Genomic DNA, 18488 nt, shown 5'->3' on the forward strand with positions numbered 1-18488 from the left:
GCTTCTCCATAGCTGGCAGCCTTGAAGGTGCCCTCGCCTTTGTCCAAGCCGTCGATGCGGGCAGCTTTACTGCAGCTGCGGCGCGGCTGCGGCTGACCAAATCGGCCGTCGGTCGCAAGGTGCTGCAACTCGAGCAGCGGCTGGGCGTGCGGCTGCTCAACCGGACAACTCGCCGCTTGAGCCTGACGGCGGACGGCGAGATCTACTACGAGGCCTGCCGGCGCGCGCTTTGGGGGCTCAGCGAGGCACAGGACGTCATCGCTGCAGGACGGCAGGCGCCGGCGGGCGTGGTGAGGCTCGCTCTGCCGCTCGCCTTTGGCCGCCGCTGGGTGGCGCCGGTGCTGTTCGGGCTTGCCAAGGACCACCCGGCGCTTCGGCTCGAGATCGGCTTCGATGACCACCGCACCGACCTTGTCGACGACGGCATAGACCTCGCCGTGCGCCTCGGCCCTCTCGAAGACAATGCCTCACTGACCACCCGACGGCTGGGCACGCAGCGCTCGCTGTTGTGCGCCAGCCCGGCCTACCTGGCGACTGCCGGAGCACCCGCCGATATCCCGGGGCTGACCCAGCATGCGCTGCTGGTCTACGGCCGGCGCGACTTCATCAACCCATGGCCACTGCCCGATGGCGACGGAACCATGCTCTACCAGCCGCAAGCCAGGCTGATGATCGGCGACGGCGATGCGCTGTTGCAGGCGGCGGTCGCCGGCTGCGGCATTGCCTTCCTGCCCGACTGGCTCGCGCGCAACAGCCTGCGTCTCGGCGAGCTGGTGCCGGTGCTGATGAGCTCGGCTGTGGACACCGCGCCCATCCACCTGCTGTGGAGCGCCGGCCGCGTCGTGCCGCCGCGCATGCGGGTGATCATCGACGCGTTGGTCGCCCACGCCGCTTTGCTGCACGAGTAGTCATGAGCTGTCGCTACACGCAGGTTCGGATCAGATTTCCAGATCGTCGATGATGCGGGAGAGCGTCGAGCGGCCAAGCGCACTCATGGCGGGGTTGGTGTTCCGGTAATACCAGACCAGACCCATGGCCTGCTGGAAGGCCCATGCCGCTCCGCGCTGCCACTCGACTTCGCTTGATCCAAGATGGCTACGCATGGTTTCGCGCCGACTGCGATCAAAAAGATGCCATGCGGCAACAAGATCCAAGGCCGGGTCGGCCGGTCCGAAGCTGCCACTGTCGAGCACACCGACAAGGCGGCCCCCCCGCACGAGGAGATTGGCCGGAATAAGATCGCGGTGGCTCATAACGTCGGGGCCGGACAGCGGCAGTTCGCGCAGCCGAGCCCAAATGCGACGGAGCCGAGACACGTCCAGGAGGCCCTCGCTGTTCTTGAAACAGATCGACATCCAGTCGTCGTGGTCAGGAAGACTGCCGCCCCTCCCTTGCCCGTCAAAACGACGGCCATGCGTGTTCGCTGCTCGTAGCGACGCAATCAGCTTGGCAATGTCGAGTGCGAAGTTCGTGGAAGCAGCAAGCCCATCGTGCGTGGCAACGTCACCTTCTATCCAGCTCTGCATTGCCCAAGGCAACGGATAGAGCCGACCCGGTTGACCAAGCCCGATCGGTCGAGGACAGGCAAACGGAGAGTGCGCAGCAAACTCCGTCATGGCCGCTGCTTCGTTGCGTAGCATACTGGCGCACTTGGCTGGCTCCATTGCGCGCAGGGGGAATCTTGCCGCTACACTCGATCCAACCCTGAAGATTGCATTGACCGTACCGATCACGCCAAGCTGCGCGATCCGCTCGTGGCGATACTCTGGGAACTGGTCGAAGATCATCTCGCGAACGATATCCGCGTCGATATGGACCTGGTCCGAGTGCATCATCGTGCCGATGTCTCCTTGCATGCTGCCGGGCTGCGCCGCCACTCTACCGTGTCCGAACCGGCTGAATGCGCGTTGACGGCGTGCTGCGCGAACAGAACCTGTTCGGACCTGCTGGAACTAGCCTATTTGCACGCCATAGTGCGTCATACCCTCCGTGGGGCCAAACGGGATTTACTTCCGAAGCAACGACATGTCTGATCAGCCAAAACGGTCAGGAAGGAGCGCAGGAACGCTAAATGACATCTGGTGCGCACTGAAAAGAGAGGGCAAAAGGCCTGCCGAACGTCTCCACTGATGCCGCTTTCCCCTACTCCCACTCGATTGTTTAAAACCCATCTAGGCCATTGATCTAGCTGGGTCTTTTCTTGTTTGCGGCGTACAACGCCGGCCTATGGGTCGTCAAAAAACTAAGCTTATGATTTTAAAGGGAAAATCGCCGCAGAAGATACTTTTGAGGTTTCACCAACGACGGCGCGACGTGGCCCGTCTCGCAAAGTACCGTCATCGCTCGAACCAGGGCATTTCTTCGTTGCAAATCAATGGTCATAGCGGGCCCCGAGGATGCGTATAGCCCATTGATTTCGTTGACTTTTTCGTGGGCCAAAATCAGAAATCTTCCCGTATCGTTTCGCACGGTCCCGCGCCTGATCATTGTCGGTCGACTTTGCTCTCGATCAATGAATGCCCGGTTCGAACTGGTAGGCTTGCGGGCATCAACCGAAGGGGTATCTGGAAGACAGAAGCGGCAAAGAACGACTATCGATAGGCCAGAACATAGACGATGCTCCCTTTCTAGTTCTTCCGACGAATTGACCGCGGAACGATTGAAAGCGGAAAATCAGGCGCAATGCTAACGTAGCCCTGTCTTGCAGCTGACCTGGTCCAGGAAAGAGTGAGGGAATTGGGAGGATACCATGGGCGAGGATCTATCCGGTCATCATGCCGACCGCATTCAGGCCGCGATCGCTTCAGACGCGGCGGCGAAATCCGCGCTGGTTGCCTCCTGGCGGCGGTCTTCCAGTTTGCACCGGCTCGATCCAGCCGATCGCAGCCCTCCCCGCTATCTGACGGAAGCTGAACTGGGAGAAGCCCGGCAACGTGTCGAACCGCTCATCCGGGCTGCCCAATCGAGTCTCGACCGTCTCTATCTCGCGGTAGGCGGCGTCGGGTGCTGCGTCCTGCTCGCCGACCGTAACGGCGTGCCGATCGAACGGCGCGGCGCGCTTGTCGATGACGAGACGTTTCATTCCTGGGGTCTTTGGACTGGATCCGTCTGGAACGAAGAGAGCCAGGGTACCAACGGCATCGGCACCTGTCTGGTTGAGCAGCGTGCCCTGACAATCCACCGCGACCAGCATTTTCACACCCGCAACACGGAGCTGAGCTGCACCACTGCTCCGATCTACGATCATGAGGGGAATCTTGTAGCCGCGCTCGACGTCTCCTCCTGCCGGGCCGATCTGACCGAAGGCTTCGCCAATCTCATATCGGTGGCCGTGATCGACGCGGCGCGCCGGATCGAGGCGGAGAACTTCAAGATGGCATTCCCGAAGGCGCGTATTCTGCTGGCGCCGGTGAGCGACAAAGGTTCCGGCGCGCTGATCGCCGTCGACGCCGACGACCTTGTGGTCGGCGCGACCCGCTCGGCCCGGCTGGCGCTTGGCATTACACAACAGTGTCTCGACAAGCCGATGCCTGCGACCGATCTGCTCGGCTGGGGCGAGAGCGGCCCCGAAGTCCTCGCCGAGGCGGAGCGCGGGGTCCTGCAGCGGGCGCTGGCGCGCGCAGACGGAAATGTCTCGGCGGCGGCTCAGGCGCTTGGCATCAGCCGCGCAACGCTTCATCGGAAGCTCAACCGGCTGGATGTTCACCGGTCTCACTGACCTTTTTCGTATCCCCGCCTGACTGTCGCAATTCTGCGACACATCCCGCCCGCCCGCTGTCCCCGGGGCGATGACATTGGCCGTATATATTAGCAAGTCTCTCTTCCGAAGCGTCGCATCCCGCGACGTCACCTTTGGGAGGAAGACACATGAACAAGGTTGAATTCTCACGCTCGGTCAAAGCGCCCTTCAACAAGCGCTACGGCAATTTCATCGGCGGCAAATGGACTGAGCCGCGCGCCGGCCGCTACTTCGAGAACCACTCGCCGGTGAACGGTCAGTTGCTGTGCGAGGTGGCGCGCTCGGATGCCCAGGACATCGAGGCGGCCCTGGACGCGGCCCATGCCGCCAAGGATGCCTGGGGGCGCACCAGTGTTGCCGAGCGGTCGCTCATCCTCAACCGCATCGCCGACCGCATGGAGGAAAACCTCGATCTCCTCGCCTGTGCCGAAACCTGGGACAACGGCAAGCCGATCCGCGAAACGACAGCCGCCGACCTGCCTCTGGCCATCGACCATTTCCGCTATTTCGCCGGCGCGGTGCGCGGCCAGGAAGGCAGCCTTTCCCAGATCGACGACGACACCGTCGCCTATCACTTCCATGAGCCGCTCGGCGTGGTCGGCCAGATCATCCCCTGGAACTTCCCGCTGCTGATGGCGTGCTGGAAGCTTGCTCCAGCGCTTGCGGCCGGAAACTGCGTCGTGCTGAAGCCTGCCGAGCAGACCCCGGCCGCCATCCTGCTATGGGCCGATCTTATCGGCGATCTGCTGCCGCCGGGCGTCCTCAACATCGTCAACGGCTTTGGTCTCGAGGCGGGCAAGCCGCTCGCGTCGTCGCCGCGCATTGCCAAGATCGCCTTCACCGGGGAGACCACGACGGGCCGGCTGATCATGCAATATGCCAGCCAGAACCTCATTCCCGTCACGCTGGAACTGGGTGGCAAATCGCCAAACATCTTCTTCAAGGACGTTGTCGCCGAGGACGACGACTTCTTCGACAAGGCTATCGAAGGCTTCGTCATGTTCGCGCTGAACCAGGGCGAGGTCTGCACCTGCCCGAGCCGCGCGCTCATCCATGAATCGATCTACGATACGTTCATGGAACGCGCCCTCAAGCGCGTCGAGGCGATCGTGCAGGGCGACCCGCTCGATCCCGCGACGATGATTGGCGCCCAGGCCTCGTCCGAGCAGTTGGAGAAGATCCTGTCCTACATCGACATCGGCCGCCAGGAGGGCGCGGAGGTGCTGACAGGTGGCGCACGCAATGTTCTGCCTGGTGATCTGGCGGGCGGCTATTACGTCAAGCCGACCGTGTTCAAGGGGCACAACAAGATGCGCATCTTCCAGGAGGAGATTTTTGGGCCGGTGGTTTCGGTCACGACCTTCAAGGACGACGACGAAGCGCTCAGTATTGCCAACGACACGCTGTACGGCCTCGGCGCCGGCGTCTGGACGCGCGACGGCAACCGTGCCTACCGCTTCGGCCGCGCGATCCAGGCCGGCCGCGTCTGGACCAACTGCTACCACGCCTATCCCGCGCATGCGGCCTTCGGCGGCTACAAGCAGTCCGGCATCGGCCGCGAGACACACAAGATGATGCTCGATCATTATCAGCAGACCAAGAACATGCTGGTCAGCTACAGCCCGAAGAAGCTCGGTTTCTTCTGATAGCCTCATTGCCCATAGGCGCGGCTCCGCGAGGGGCCGCGCTCTGGATTGGAATCGGAAAAGTCCATGCATGCGAAGGTCACGGCGACGCCGGCAGCGCTTGAACTGATCGCGGAAATCGTTGCCGAGCACGGTCCGGTGCTGTTTCATCAATCCGGCGGCTGCTGCGACGGCTCTTCGCCGATGTGCTATCCGTGTGCCGGCTTCATGGTCGGCGACCAGGACGTGCTGCTCGGCCACATCGGCGACGCGCCGTTCTACATCGGCGCCTCGCAATTCGAGGTCTGGAAGCACACCGACCTCATTATCGACGTTGTGCCCGGCCGCGGCGGCATGTTCTCGCTCGACAATGGGCTGGAGAAGCGGTTCCTGACGCGGTCGACGATCTGCGCCGTTCAGGCCTGAGAGGGTGTACTAGCTACGCTGCTTCTTCTTTGTCTTGGCGCAACGAGCATCCCGCAAAGCGGATGCAACATGTCCGCATCCAGACGCGGGCAAGTGCCATGAAACACAAATTCAGCGACGATGCGACGATGGACGAAATCATGCACAAGTCGCCAGCGGCCATCCGGGTCGTGCTGCAGAACGGCATGCTTTGCGTCGGCTGCCCGATTGCTTCGTTCCACACCGTTTCCGACGCGGCACGAGAACACGATCTGAACGAGGAACAACTCAGCTGCGATTTGCAGGCTGCAATCGAGAGTTCTGACTCCGACTAGCTTTTCCCGGCGCGGCCCTCCGCGATCAGCAGGAGCCGGTGAGGTTCGACCACGGTCACCCTCTGGCGCCCGCTCTTGACCAGTCCCTGGTCTTCCCATGCCGACAGCAGACGGCTCACCGTATGGAGCGTCGTGCCCGTCATCTCGGCAATGTCCTGGCGTGAGATCGGGAAGTCGATCAGGATTCCTTCCTCTGTCTTCTTGCCCGTCTGCTTGACCAGCTTGAGCAGCGCATGGGCGACGCGCTGGTCCACCTGCTCGGTGGCCATCTCGATGACGCGCGTGTGAGCGTCCTGCAGCCTGCTGCCGACGGCCTTGTAGGTGTTGGCGCCGAAACTCGGGAAATCGGCCGCGAATGTCGGCCATAGGTGGCTTGGCCAGGCAAGAGTCACGCAGTCGACGGCGGCGATAGCATTCGCGGGATAGGTGGTGCGGCCAAGCGCGTAGGCGATGCCCATCAGCTCGCCTGGACTTATGTATCGCACCGTCACCTCATGACCATCAGGCGTCGATTTCACCACGCGCACATGGCCGTCGAGCAGCAGGAAAAAGGAATGCGCCTCCTGCTCCTGCTCGAACACAGGCTGGTCCTTGGCAATCCTCAGCGACCGAGCCTGGCCGACGATCCGGTCGAGATCCGCCGCAGCCACGCCCTCAAAGACAGGAAGCCCGGCAATCAGCGAGCGATCGAGGCTTGCCAACTGCCTTTCCTCCCTGGCTTCAACAATCCGATCCCAGACTGTGTCACGGACGACCGCCTCTCGACAAGGTGACGCCTCCTGTTTGCCGTCGTTTGCGATCTAGGCATTGTTTGCGCTGGGGCAAATTCCATCGGTCAGCCACAGGATAGAAAACAACGATGGACATCCCTGCCCGATTTTCAGCGAGGCATATCATGGCAATCCCGCGGACACAGCCAAGCGCTTATCCCGCAATTCTTTCCTATGGCTTCCGGCCCTTCTTTCTGCTCGGCTCGCTCCAGGCTGGCGTCGCAATACTCTTGTGGTTGCCTCTCTACTACGGCAAGCTTGCAACCCTCAGCCTATTCCTGCCTGTGGACTGGCATATCCACGAATTGCTCTTTGGCTATCTGACGGCGGTCATTACCGGGTTTCTGCTCACCGCAATCCCCAACTGGACCGGACGACTGCCCGTTCAGGATTTTCGCTTGCTTATGCTGGTATCGCTCTGGATGGCGGGCCGAGTTGCGGTGTTCTTTTCGCAGGAAACCGGATGGCTCCTGAGCGCCGCCATAGACTGCTCATTCCTGCTTGCCGTGGTGATTGCCGCCGCGACTGAAATCATCGCCGGTCGAAACTGGCGGAACCTGAAGGTGCTGTTGCCGGTCGCGACCCTCCTGGCGGCAAACGTCCTGTTTCATATCGAAGCCCATTACGTTGGCATGTCCGATGCAAGCCGCCGCCTCGGCCTGGGAGCAGTCGTCATTCTCGTCATGGTCATCGGCGGCCGCATCATTCCAAGCTTCACCCGCAATTGGTTGGTTCGCGAGAAGCCAGGGCGGCTTCCGACGCCATTCGGCAGATTCGACATCGGAACGATCGCGCTTTCCGCGGCGGGGCTTGCGGCGTGGACGATCTTTCCTGACGCCAAAGGAACCGGCGTTCTGTTGATCACCGGCGCTGTCTTCAATGCCACCCGGCTCGCCCGCTGGGCGGGCAGCCGGACGCTGTCCGAACCCTTGCTGGTGATCCTGCACATCGCTTTCGTCTTTGTGCCGGTCGGGCTTCTGCTGGCCGGGCTGTCCACCTTCGCCCCGGAGACCATCCACATGGCGGCCGGAATTCACGCATTGGCGGTGGGCGCGATTGCCTGCATGACGCTTGCCGTCATGACCCGCGCCACCTTCGGCCATACCGGCCGCGAATTGAAAGCAAGCGGTGGAACATGCGCAGTGTTCGTCGCGATCGTCATGGCCGCCATCCTGCGCGTGGCAGCTTCCATGGCGCCTTCCTTCGCAATGCTCCTTCATGTCTCGGCGCTGCTCTGGGTGGCCGCCTTCGTCGGCTATGCGGTCCAGTTTGGCGGCATGCTCATGCGGCCGCGTCTGCATGCGCGCGGCAAGGACGCTCCCTGAAAGGGCCAGGCCGGCTCGCGGTCTATTCTCGCCAGTGATTTTTCATCAGCCAATTTGCGCCAGCGCAAATCGCGAGGTCGCGAGCCAGCATACAAGCACACACGACGGTCGATGCCGTGATGAACCTCAAGAAAGGATTTCCAAATGAAACTGCCCCTGGTCGCCGCGGCCGTTGCCCTGCTCTCCCTTGCCGGCGCCGCAAATGCCGAAGAACACGTCGTGCAGATGCTGAACAAGGGCGAGAAAGGCTCGATGGTCTTCCAACCCGCCTTTGTTCGGGCAGCACCCGGCGACACGATCAAGTTCGTGCCGACCGACAAGTCCCACAACGCCGAGAGCATCAAGGATATGATCCCGAACGGTGCTGAAGCCTTCAAAGGTAAGCCAAACACGGAAATAGCCGTGACCCTCACCAAGGAGGGCGTCTATGGCGTCAAGTGCGCGCCCCACTATGGCATGGGCATGGTTGCCCTGATCGTTGTCGGCAAGCCGGTCAATCTCTCCGCGGCTGAGGCCGTGAAGCAGGTTGGCAAGGCCAAGACCGTGTTTGCCGAACTGTTTGCCGAGGCGGGCAAGACCGCGTCCAACTGATCGACTTATCCGAGACTGCCTTCGGCAACGGCGGGCTGAAGGCACAGGCCGGGCGGACCAGGGGAGAGGTCCGGCCGGCCTTTTTGTGCAAACCGTCCTTTGCGGCGGCGCAGCGCGCTGTTGCCGAAGCGCCCTCTCGCTCCACCCAAGTTCCTCAAAGAAAAGCCAATTTAGCAGCATCGGATTTGCGCCAGCGCAAAGACGTGGCCATCGCAACCGCTATCCTGGTGCCATCGAATGGTCGAAACCGAAGGAGACTGAGATGCTTACGAGACGCGAAGCTTTGTTGGGTTCTGTCCTCACCGCGGCCGCCGTCGCCGCCATCGGCACAACACCGGCGATGGCGGGCGCCAAGGCGCAGGATGTCGCCGGGCTGCCGCGCGAAAAGGTGACCCTGGTGGCGCCGCCCTTCGTTCACCCTCATGAGCAGGTCGCCAAGGGCGGTCCGAAGGTCGTCGAATTCACCATGACGATCGAGGAGAAGCCGATGGTCATCGATGCCGACGGCACGCAGCTCAATGCGATGACCTACAACGGCTCGATCCCTGGTCCTCTGATGGTCGTGCACCAGGACGACTATGTCGAGCTCACGCTGATCAATCCCGAGACCAACACGCTTGCCCACAACATCGACTTCCATGCGGCCACCGGCGCGCTCGGCGGCGGCGCGCTGACGCTGATCAATCCCGGCGAGCAGGTGACGCTGCGCTTCAAGGCCACGCGCCCCGGGACATTCGTCTACCACTGCGCGCCCGGCGGGGCGATGATCCCCTGGCATGTCGTGTCGGGGATGAGCGGCGCCGTGATGATACTGCCGCGCGACGGCCTCAAGGACGACAAGGGCAAGCCGGTCCGCTACGACCGCATCTACTATATCGGCGAGAACGACTTCTACATCCCCCGCGACGAGCAGGGAAAATTCAAGAAGTACGAATCGGCCGGTGACAACTATGACGACACCGTGAAGGTGATGCGCGGGTTGATCCCGACCCATGTCGTGTTCAACGGCAAGGCGGGATCGCTCACCGGCGACAACGCGATGAAGGCCAAGGTCGGCGAGACCGTCCTGATCGTGCACTCGCAGGCCAATCGCGACACCCGCCCGCACCTGATCGGCGGCCATGGCGACTTTGTCTGGGAAGGGGGCAAGTTCGCCAACCCGCCGGCCAAGGACATGGAAACCTGGTTCATCCGCGGCGGCTCGGCAGGGGCGGCGCTGTACACCTTCCTGCAGCCGGGTGTCTACGCCTATGTGAACCACAATCTGATCGAGGCGGTGGAGCTTGGCGCGACCGCGCACTTCACGGTCGACGGCAGCTGGGACGACGACCTGATGATGCAGGTAGAGGCGCCCAGGGCGATCGCTTCGTAGGCGGGAGATCGGAACCTCGGTGCAACCCCGCGGCGGAGCCAAAGGGTTGCACTCACGGCCGGATTTGATGCGATGTCCTTTGACCCTGTCTTTGCCTCCGGAACGATTGCTGCCGCCGCGTTGATCGGCATGGGCATAACCCATGCGCTCGACACGAGTTCCTTGGAGACCCCTCAACCGGTGGCGGTGAGCGAACTGGTGGTGCTCGCACCCGGCTCGTTCGATCACCCACAACCCGGGGAATTCCTTAAGGAGAACCATTCCGTCGCAGCACCCGTCGTGCGAGAGGTCATCGGCGCGCCACTGGAGATCATGAAATACCAGGTGAGCCTGTCGGAATATGCGCGCTGCGTGGCCGACGGCGCCTGCAAGCCCGCCGACTCGCGCAGCAGGATCGGCAATGCTCCGGTCACCGGCGTGAGCCATATCGATGCTGAAACCTATGCGGCCTGGCTGTCATCCCGCACAGGTGAGGCATGGCGGCTGCCCACGGATGTCGAGTGGGCCTATGCCGCCGGCGAACGGTTCCGGGCTGACATAGAGGGCGGCGAAAGCGACCCGAACAACCCGGCGCGCCGCTGGTTGACGCAGTACCGGACCGAGGCCGCGCTTGCACGCAAACCCGACCCTGAGCCGAGAGCTCAAGGGGCCTTCGGCACCAATTCCAAGGGTCTGGCGGACATTGCAGGAAATGTCTGGGAATGGACCTCGACATGTTATTCCCACGCCACCATAGGCAGCGATGGAAGGCGCATGGCGAGTTGGATCGACAATTGTGGCGTGCACGCCGTGGAAGGCTTCCACCGCACCTACATGTCGAACTTCATTCGGGACGGCAAAAGCGGCGGCTGCGCCGTCGGAACGCCGCCTGACAATCTGGGCTTCCGGCTTGTTCGCGACCGACCCGGTCTCGTGCAGACCGCCCTTCGGCGCCTGGGCCTATCGTGACAAGCAACACAAACGAAAGCGAATGATTGTGAAATCAGTTTTGGTCGACAGGGCGCGCCCCGTCGCGGAACAGCCGCTGGACCGCGCCGGCGTCGATCGGGCGTCGATAGGAGGACTGGTCCGCGCGTTCTATGCCAAGGTGAGGAACGACGAGCGGCTCGGGCCGATCTTCGCGCGCGAGATCACCGGCGATTGGGAGCCACACCTGGAGAAAATGACCGACTTCTGGTGCTCCGTTATCCTGAAGGCCGGCGATTATCATGGACGCCCGGTGCCCGCTCATCTCAAACTCAAGGATGTCACCGAGGCCGATTTCGAGATCTGGCTGGCTCTGTTTCGCCAGACGGCGGCCGAACTCTTCGCCCCGGAAACGGCAGCGGTGTTCGTCGATCGCGCCGAACGGATCGCGACAAGCCTGAAACTGGCGATGTTCTTTCGCCTCGCTCCCGCTGCAGCAAGGCAGAGGCCAATAGTTGGCTTCGGCGAAACCTGAACCGGTTACTTCAAGGCTCAAAGGCCAGCGCCAGGTTTGATCTTACGCAAGGCAATCGCCGCTGGAGGTTCCTAGTTTCATCGCATGGCTCTCAACCTCTTCGTCGGCACGATCGTCATAAGCATGACGGTCGTCATTCATACCTTCGGCCTCATTGTGGTCACCCATGCGATGAAACATCTGGTGGCGCAGTTCCGCATGCATGGTCGGCGAAGCCGCGTCCTTGCGATGATCAGCGTCGTGATGGGCCTTTTTGCAGTCATGACGGCGGAGGTCTGGCTGTGGGCTGGTGTTTATCACCTGCTCGGCGTTTTATCCGACTTCGAAACCGCGCTCTACTTTTCGACCATCACCTTCTCGACAGTCGGTTATGGCGACGTGGTACCGGCTCATGACTGGCGCGTTCTGGCGGCCCTGGAAGGGGTGAACGGCTTTGTTCTGATTGGTTGGTCGACTGCCTACCTGATCGCGGCCGGAACGCGCGTCGGCCCGTTCAGGCTTGGCGAACACTTTTAGAGCAACGACCGGCGCGGCCGTCTCAATCAGACTGCCTGGGAATGTCTGCCCGTCCCGGTCTGAAGGTATTTGTCGAACTTCGCTGCCACGATCCTGACAAGCGGGCGGCTCTCCTGCGGCACGACGAAGTGTTCGCCATCGAGCAGAAGCAACCTGTCTGCACCGTTGATGGCGAGACGGCTTGCTGCAGCCAAGAGTTTCTGCCCGACATCGCCGAAACGTTCGACCAGTTCGATCGCCGAAAAGGTAAAATGGCACATGAGGCGCTCGATGATCCATCCTCTTGCCAGATCATCAACGCTGAATTCGATGCCGCGCGCCGTCGCCAACTGTCCGGAATTCACAGCCTTCTCATACTCGCCCGTCGCAACGATGTTCTGCGTATAGCCTTGTCGGAACCGGCTGATCGATGATGGTCCAAGACCGATCAGGGTCTCGCAATTGTCTTCGGTATAGCCCTGGAAATTGCGACGGATCTTGCCGACACGAGCCGCAATCGCGAGCCCATCGTCGGGCTTGGCGAAATGATCGAGCCCCAAGGCCTCGTAGCCGGCTGCCACGATCAGCCGCGAGGCGAGCTGCGATTGCGCAAGCCGTTCGGCGGAATCGGGCAGCCAGGCCTCATCGATCATCGTTTGATGCTTCTTGAACCACGGCACATGCGCGTATCCAAACAGCGCAATCCTGTCGGGCTCCAGCGTCAATGCCTGGGCCACGGTCGCGGCGACGCTCTCAAGGGTCTGGTGCGGCAGCCCGTAAAGCAGGTCGAGGTTTACGGAATCCGCGCCCCGCGCGCGCACAGCGTCCACCACGCTCTTGGTCAGCAGGAAGCTCTGTTCGCGATTGATAGCCTTCTGCACCTTGGGATCGAAGTCCTGCACGCCAAGGCTCGCTCTTGTCATGCCTATTGCGGCGAAGGCGTCGAAGCGACCTTCGTCCATGTCGTTGGGATCGATTTCGACGCTGAGGTTGGCATTGTCGACGAAGTCGAAGCGGTCCCTCAGGGCTTTCCCAAGTGCCAGGATGTCCTCTGGCTTCAGCATGGTCGGCGAACCACCACCGAAATGAACGGCGCGCACCCTGCCCTTGCCATTCACGAGGTCGCCGACCGTTTCGATTTCCTTGTGCAGCGAACGCAGGAACGTTGCCACGGGCGCATAATGCCGTGTCTGCTTGGTATGGCACGCGCAGAACCAGCACAGCCTGTCGCAATAGGGGACATGCAGGTAGAGCGATATCTCATCATCGCCTTCGAGCGCATTGATCCAGCCGCGAGCCGTGATGGCATCGACGCCGGCGTGGAAATGCGGCGCAGTTGGATAGCTCGTGTAGCGCGGCACGTTTTCGCCTGCCGCGACGGTCAAATTTGCCTGGTTATTGTTGGCCGCATTTGTCTGCATGAGCGGCACGCTAGAAACGCCAGAGCGCTGCGTCCTTGATCTTCGTCAAAGTGCTGACGGCAAGGACAAACTGCCGCAACGATTCTCGTGGCGTCAGTGGTATTCTGCCGGCATCTTGACCTCGAGCGATGAAATGACTGTCAGACAGGACGTTCACAGCGCCAACATACCCGTGCTTTGCCAGGCCTGCGAAGCGCGGCATCGCGGCGTCTGCGGCGCGCTCGATCCCGACCAGCTTGTCGGGCTCGCCAAGACCTCGTCAAGGCACAGTGTCGAGCCGGGGGCCGAACTGATCGGCGACGCCGAGGCCATCGACAGCTATTCGAACATACTTTCCGGCGTGGTGAAGCTGACGAAGAGCCTTTCGGATGGACGCCAGCAGATTGTCGGCCTCCAGTTCGCGCCGGATTTCCTGGGACGGCCATTCAAGGCGGAAAGCCAGATAAACGCGGAAGCCGCAACGGCTGTCTCGCTTTGTTCGTTCCCGAAGTCGGCCATCGAACGGATGATGAAGGAATCGCCGGAGCTCGAACATCGCCTGCTCAAGCAGGCGCTGAACGAGCTCGACGAGGCGCGCGACTGGATGGTGACGCTGGGCCGCAGGACCGCATCCGAGAAGGTGGCAAGCTTCCTGCTGATGATCGCCAGGAACATCGATCCCACGGTCGACCCGGCGGCCAGATCGGCGACTTTCGATCTGCCGCTGACGCGCGCGGATATCGCGGATTTCCTCGGTCTGACGATCGAGACGGTAAGCCGTCAGCTGACCAGGCTGCGAACCGACGGCGTCATCCGGATCGAGAACAACCGGCGCGTAATGGTGGACAGCCTGGCTCGGCTGGAGCAGCGTTCCGGCGCCTAAGCCCGGCGTCGCCGGCGCCCGTTGCGGTTCTAGTCAGTATCTGGGATCCCGATCAGCGGCAGCACGTGCTCGCGTTCAAACGCTATATGCCGGCGCAGGCTTTCGAAGAAACCGCGCAACATGAAGCCGATGGCTTCTGCATTCCCTACCGTCTCGCCGTGACCGATCGCCAGCAGAATTTCAGTGACCTCGTCGGCGAAACATTCGTCTTCGACGTGCTCGGCGCGCAGCCGCTGGATTGAAGCAACGCCCGCATTGTTAGTGGCCACCGCAGCCTCGTAGGCGGGAAAGATGACCGCCTCTTCGTATCGATGAATGCTGCGCAGCAGCGGAACGATCGCGTTGGCCGTGCCGAGGCACTTCAGACGATCGACGCCTGGCAAGGCGTCCGCGATTCTTTCCAGGGCATCGCAGAGCTGCAGCTTCTCCCAATGCGCGCGCTTCATCACCGCGGCTGGGATCGCCTCCCTGTCCACTCGCGCCGAAGCCAGCGCGTCTTCGCAGCGCGCATCGAACAACGACGATCCTTGCTCCCCGTTCAATGGCAGTCTCCCTCGGCTGGTTCGAGGCTGCCCAATCCAAAACAAAGCGGCTTTGACCTGGATCAAGGCGACACTGAAGCAACTGCGGAATTGGTGCCGATGCGGATCGATGTCCGCACACCAAAATCCAAGGTCGGGGACATGCCATGAAATTCGGCACGGAAATTGTCTTGTTGTGCTTCTTCACCTTCCTGGCGCTGGTGGCAGCCGGCTTTGGTGTCGACGAACCTTTCCGACAGCACATGTGGGTGCTGTTTTTTGTGTTGTTTGGTTCTGTCGTTATCCTCCTGCGTAACACGAGCTTTGCGGCGCCTGTCCCGATTGATCCCTCAGCCTATATGGACGGGCCGATCCGCTACGGTGCCATCGCAACGATGTTCTGGGGCGTTGTCGGCATGCTGGTCGGCGTGATCATTGCCTTGCAGCTTGCCTACCCGGACCTCAACATCCAGCCCTGGTTCAACTTCGGCCGCCTGCGGCCGCTGCACACATCCGGCGTTGTCTTTGCCTTCGGCGGCAATGCGCTGCTTTGCACGTCCATGTACGTCGTGCAGCGCACCTGCCGCGCCCGGCTCTTCGGTGGCAATCTCGCCTGGTTCGTGTTCTGGGGCTATCAGCTTTTCATCGTCATGGCCGCGACCGGCTACCTGCTCGGCATCACCGAGAGCCGCGAATACGCCGAACCCGAATGGTATGTGGATCTCTGGCTGACCATCGTCTGGGTCGCCTATCTCATCCTGTTTCTCGGCACGATCCTGAAGCGCAAGGAACCGCACATCTACGTCGCGAACTGGTTCTACCTGTCCTTCATCGTGACCATCGCGATGCTGCACGTGGTCAACAACCTGTCGATGCCGGCCTCCTTCCTGGGCTCGAAGAGCTACTCGGCTTTCTCGGGCGTCCAGGACGCGCTGACGCAGTGGTGGTATGGCCACAACGCTGTCGGCTTCTTCCTGACCGCTGGCTTCCTCGGCATGATGTACTATTTCGTGCCGAAGCAGGTGAACCGGCCGGTTTACTCTTACCGGCTTTCGATCATCCACTTCTGGGCGATCATCTTCCTCTATATCTGGGCCGGGCCACATCACCTGCACTATACCGCCCTGCCCGACTGGGCGCAGACGCTGGGCATGGTGTTCTCGATCATGCTGTGGATGCCGTCCTGGGGCGGCATGATCAACGGCCTCATGACGCTCTCCGGCGCCTGGGACAAGATCCGCACCGATCCGATTGTGCGCATGATGGTCGTAGCCATCGCCTTCTACGGCATGTCGACCTTCGAAGGTCCGATGATGTCGATCAAGGCGGTCAACTCGCTTTCGCACTATACCGACTGGACCATCGGCCACGTCCATTCCGGCGCGCTCGGCTGGGTCGGCATGATCTCGTTCGGCGCGATCTATTACATGGTGCCGAAGCTCTGGAACCGTGAGCGGCTCTATTCGCTGCGCCTGGTCACCTGGCACTTCTGGCTGGCGACCCTCGGGATCGTCGTCTACGCCGCGGTCATGTGGGTTTCCGGCATCATGCAGGGCCTGATGTGGCGCGAATACGACGAGCAGGGCTTCCTGGTCTACTCCTTCGCCGAAACCGTCGCTGCCATGCATCCCTACTATGTGATGCGGGCTGCGGGTGGCGCGATGTACCTCTCCGGCGCGCTGCTGATGGCCTGGAACATCACCATGACCATCCTCGGCTACCAGCGCGAGGAGCAACCATTGCCGGGTTCCGAGCCCGCCCTCCAGCCTGCCGAATAGGAGCCAGACATGGGCTTGATGGACAAACACGCAATCGTCGAGAAGAACGCGACGCTTCTTCTCGTTGGCTCGCTGCTGGTGGTGACTGTCGGCGGCATCGTCGAGATCGCACCGCTCTTCTACCTCGACAACACGATCGAGAAGGTCGAAGGCATGCGGCCCTATTCGCCGCTCGAACTCGCGGGGCGCAACATCTATGTGCGCGAGGGTTGCTATCTCTGCCATAGCCAGATGATCCGGCCGTTCCGCGACGAGGTCGAGCGCTACGGTCACTACAGCCTGGCGGCGGAGTCGATGTACGATCATCCGTTCCAGTGGGGCTCCAAACGAACCGGCCCCGATCTCGCGCGCGTCGGCGATCGCTACTCCAACGCATGGCATGTGCAGCACCTCGCCGATCCGCGTTCGGTGGTGCCGGAATCGATCATGCCTCGCTATGCCTTCCTGAAGGATACGCCGATCGAGATAAAGGATTTCTCGACGCATCTGGTCGCCAACAGGCGGGTCGGTGTCCCCTATTCAGACGACATGATCGCCAACGCCAATGCCGACCTGATGGCACAGGCCGATCCCAATGCCGACACGTCCGGCCTGGAAAAGCGCTATCCGAAAGCCAAGGTCGGCGACTTCGACGGCAATCCGCAGCAGGTCACCGAGATGGATGCCCTGGTCGCTTATCTCCAGATGCTTGGCACTCTGGTCGATTTCAAGACCTACGACGAAGCCGCCGGCTACCGCTGAGGAGACCGACCATGGATTACAATCTGATGCGAGAATTTGCCGACAGCTGGGGCCTGCTCGCCATGGCGCTCTTCTTTGTCGGATGCATTGCCTTCGCACTGCGGCCGGGCGGTCGCAGCCAGGCTGACGAAGCCGCCCGCATTCCCCTCAAGGACGACTGATCATGAGCACAGAGCACATCGACGACGTGTCAGGCATCTCGACGACCGGCCATGAGTGGGATGGCATCAAGGAACTCAACAACCCTCTTCCCCGCTGGTGGGTGGTAACCTTCTACATCACCATCGCCTGGGCGATCGGCTATACGATCGCCTACCCGGCATGGCCGATGCTGTCTTCCGCGACCAAGGGCGTGCTCGGCTATTCCAGCCGCAACGATGTCAAGAACGAGCTGGCCGCCGCCGAAGCCGCAAAAGGCAAATATGTCGCCGCCATCCAGGCGAAGACCGTCTCCGAGATCGCTGCTGACGACGCGCTGCGTGAGTTCGCGGTCGCGGCCGGCGGAGCCACGTTCAAGGTCAATTGCGTGCAATGCCACGGTTCAGGCGCCCAAGGCTCGGCCGGCTTTCCCAACCTCAATGACGACGAGTGGCTGTGGGGGGGCAGCGCAGAACAGATCCAGCAAACGATCACGCACGGCATCCGCTTCGCCTCGGATCCCGATACGCGGCAGTCCGAAATGCCCGCCTTTGGCGACATCATCACGCCCGAGCAGGCCACGCAGGTCAGCGCCTATGTCGCCAGCCTTTCCGGTCCGGTCCAGGACAAAAGCCTGATCGAGCCCGGCGCCAAGGTGTTCGCGGAAAATTGCGTCGCCTGCCATGGCGCCAATGCGAAGGGCAACAGGGAGTTCGGCGCACCCGACCTGACCGATGCGATCTGGCTCTACGGATCGGGCGAGACGGCCATCGCGGCCCAGGTCCGCGCGCCGAAACATGGCGTCATGCCGGCCTGGATCGGACGTCTCGGCGAGACCAAGGTCAAGGAGCTTGCGGTCTACATCCATTCGCTTGGCGGCGGAGAATAGGAGGCGGGGCCTATTCTCGGCCCTCGGCCGCTAAAGCGAC

At 61.7% G+C, this 18488-nt stretch carries 20 protein-coding genes; 16 read left to right on the plus strand and 4 right to left on the minus strand.

Annotation, left to right across the window (positions count from 1 at the left end; genetic code table 11):
- Positions 1 to 8 precede the first annotated feature (8 nt).
- On the plus strand, positions 9 to 908 hold the full coding sequence (locus JG743_RS27115) for a LysR family transcriptional regulator (protein WP_202303011.1): 900 nt from the start codon (positions 9 to 11) through the stop codon (positions 906 to 908).
- Between the two features lie 30 nt (positions 909 to 938).
- On the opposite strand, the gene JG743_RS27120 is transcribed toward JG743_RS27115, so the two are convergent.
- Positions 939 to 1877: an aminoglycoside phosphotransferase family protein gene (locus tag JG743_RS27120; protein WP_342215675.1), complete on the minus strand. Its 939-nt coding sequence runs from the start codon at positions 1875 to 1877 to the stop codon at positions 939 to 941.
- 872 nt (positions 1878 to 2749) lie between these two features.
- On the opposite strand from JG743_RS27120, the gene JG743_RS27125 reads away from it, so the two are divergent.
- From JG743_RS27125 to JG743_RS27140, 4 genes are all read left to right on the plus strand, one after another.
- Complete coding sequence (locus tag JG743_RS27125; protein WP_202294629.1) at positions 2750 to 3718, plus strand: helix-turn-helix domain-containing protein; 969 nt, start codon at positions 2750 to 2752, stop codon at positions 3716 to 3718.
- Between the two features lie 149 nt (positions 3719 to 3867).
- On the plus strand, positions 3868 to 5385 hold the full coding sequence (adh, locus tag JG743_RS27130) for an aldehyde dehydrogenase (protein ID WP_202294632.1): 1518 nt from the start codon (positions 3868 to 3870) through the stop codon (positions 5383 to 5385).
- A gap of 66 nt (positions 5386 to 5451) precedes the next feature.
- Positions 5452 to 5790, plus strand: a complete 339-nt coding sequence (locus tag JG743_RS27135; RefSeq protein ID WP_202294635.1) for a DUF779 domain-containing protein — start codon at positions 5452 to 5454, stop codon at positions 5788 to 5790.
- Between the two features lie 98 nt (positions 5791 to 5888).
- A complete protein-coding gene (locus JG743_RS27140) occupies positions 5889 to 6104 on the plus strand; it encodes a DUF1858 domain-containing protein (RefSeq protein ID WP_202294638.1) in 216 nt (71 codons plus the stop codon).
- Here the strand turns inward: JG743_RS27140 and JG743_RS27145 are convergent.
- Entirely contained in the window at positions 6101 to 6805 is a 705-nt protein-coding gene (locus JG743_RS27145; RefSeq protein ID WP_202294641.1) for a Crp/Fnr family transcriptional regulator, read from the minus strand. The two genes, JG743_RS27140 and JG743_RS27145, sit on opposite strands and share 4 nt — an antisense overlap.
- A 194-nt stretch (positions 6806 to 6999) precedes the next feature.
- On the opposite strand from JG743_RS27145, the gene JG743_RS27150 reads away from it, so the two are divergent.
- The 6 genes from JG743_RS27150 to JG743_RS27175 all read left to right on the plus strand — a co-directional run bounded on the left by JG743_RS27150 (position 7000) and on the right by JG743_RS27175 (position 12119).
- Positions 7000 to 8199: an NnrS family protein gene (locus JG743_RS27150; RefSeq protein WP_202294644.1), complete on the plus strand. Its 1200-nt coding sequence runs from the start codon at positions 7000 to 7002 to the stop codon at positions 8197 to 8199.
- 144 nt (positions 8200 to 8343) lie between these two features.
- Entirely contained in the window at positions 8344 to 8790 is a 447-nt protein-coding gene (locus tag JG743_RS27155; RefSeq protein WP_202294647.1) for a pseudoazurin, read from the plus strand.
- Positions 8791 to 9052: 262 nt separating this feature from the next.
- The gene (gene nirK / locus JG743_RS27160; protein WP_202294650.1) at positions 9053 to 10162 is read left to right on the plus strand and encodes a copper-containing nitrite reductase; all 1110 of its coding nucleotides are present in this window, start codon (positions 9053 to 9055) and stop codon (positions 10160 to 10162) included.
- A gap of 180 nt (positions 10163 to 10342) precedes the next feature.
- The gene (locus JG743_RS27165; protein WP_342215676.1) at positions 10343 to 11110 is read left to right on the plus strand and encodes a formylglycine-generating enzyme family protein; all 768 of its coding nucleotides are present in this window, start codon (positions 10343 to 10345) and stop codon (positions 11108 to 11110) included.
- Between the two features lie 22 nt (positions 11111 to 11132).
- Positions 11133 to 11603 carry a group III truncated hemoglobin gene (locus tag JG743_RS27170; RefSeq protein ID WP_244673226.1) on the plus strand — a complete coding sequence of 157 codons (471 nt, stop codon included), beginning with the start codon at positions 11133 to 11135 and terminating at the stop codon, positions 11601 to 11603.
- A gap of 84 nt (positions 11604 to 11687) precedes the next feature.
- The gene (locus tag JG743_RS27175; RefSeq protein ID WP_202294669.1) at positions 11688 to 12119 is read left to right on the plus strand and encodes a potassium channel family protein; all 432 of its coding nucleotides are present in this window, start codon (positions 11688 to 11690) and stop codon (positions 12117 to 12119) included.
- Positions 12120 to 12145: 26 nt separating this feature from the next.
- On the opposite strand, the gene hemN is transcribed toward JG743_RS27175, so the two are convergent.
- Positions 12146 to 13519 (minus strand): oxygen-independent coproporphyrinogen III oxidase, encoded by a 1374-nt coding sequence (gene hemN, locus JG743_RS27180; RefSeq protein WP_202294672.1) that lies wholly within the window; start codon positions 13517 to 13519, stop codon positions 12146 to 12148.
- A 133-nt stretch (positions 13520 to 13652) separates the two neighbouring features.
- On the opposite strand from hemN, the gene JG743_RS27185 reads away from it, so the two are divergent.
- Positions 13653 to 14381: a Crp/Fnr family transcriptional regulator gene (locus tag JG743_RS27185; RefSeq protein WP_202294675.1), complete on the plus strand. Its 729-nt coding sequence runs from the start codon at positions 13653 to 13655 to the stop codon at positions 14379 to 14381.
- A 29-nt stretch (positions 14382 to 14410) separates the two neighbouring features.
- Here the strand turns inward: JG743_RS27185 and JG743_RS27190 are convergent, their stop codons facing one another.
- Positions 14411 to 14827 (minus strand): hemerythrin domain-containing protein, encoded by a 417-nt coding sequence (locus tag JG743_RS27190; RefSeq protein WP_202303017.1) that lies wholly within the window; start codon positions 14825 to 14827, stop codon positions 14411 to 14413.
- 242 nt (positions 14828 to 15069) lie between these two features.
- Here JG743_RS27190 and ccoN point away from each other — a divergent pair, with 242 nt between their 5' ends.
- Genes ccoN through ccoP form a run of 4 tightly spaced genes read left to right on the plus strand, consistent with a single transcriptional unit; the run spans position 15070 to position 18448 of the window.
- Positions 15070 to 16680: a cytochrome-c oxidase, cbb3-type subunit I gene (gene ccoN / locus JG743_RS27195; protein ID WP_202294678.1), complete on the plus strand. Its 1611-nt coding sequence runs from the start codon at positions 15070 to 15072 to the stop codon at positions 16678 to 16680.
- A gap of 9 nt (positions 16681 to 16689) precedes the next feature.
- On the plus strand, positions 16690 to 17421 hold the full coding sequence (ccoO, locus tag JG743_RS27200) for a cytochrome-c oxidase, cbb3-type subunit II (RefSeq protein ID WP_202294681.1): 732 nt from the start codon (positions 16690 to 16692) through the stop codon (positions 17419 to 17421).
- An 11-nt stretch (positions 17422 to 17432) separates the two neighbouring features.
- Positions 17433 to 17582 (plus strand): CcoQ/FixQ family Cbb3-type cytochrome c oxidase assembly chaperone, encoded by a 150-nt coding sequence (locus tag JG743_RS27205; protein ID WP_019860163.1) that lies wholly within the window; start codon positions 17433 to 17435, stop codon positions 17580 to 17582.
- 2 nt (positions 17583 to 17584) lie between these two features.
- Positions 17585 to 18448 carry a cytochrome-c oxidase, cbb3-type subunit III gene (gene ccoP / locus JG743_RS27210; protein ID WP_202294684.1) on the plus strand — a complete coding sequence of 288 codons (864 nt, stop codon included), beginning with the start codon at positions 17585 to 17587 and terminating at the stop codon, positions 18446 to 18448.
- Positions 18449 to 18488: the final 40 nt, after the last annotated feature.

Origin of the sequence: Mesorhizobium sp. 131-2-1 (assembly GCF_016756535.1) — a bacterium.
Classification (GTDB): Bacteria; Pseudomonadota; Alphaproteobacteria; order Rhizobiales; family Rhizobiaceae; genus Mesorhizobium.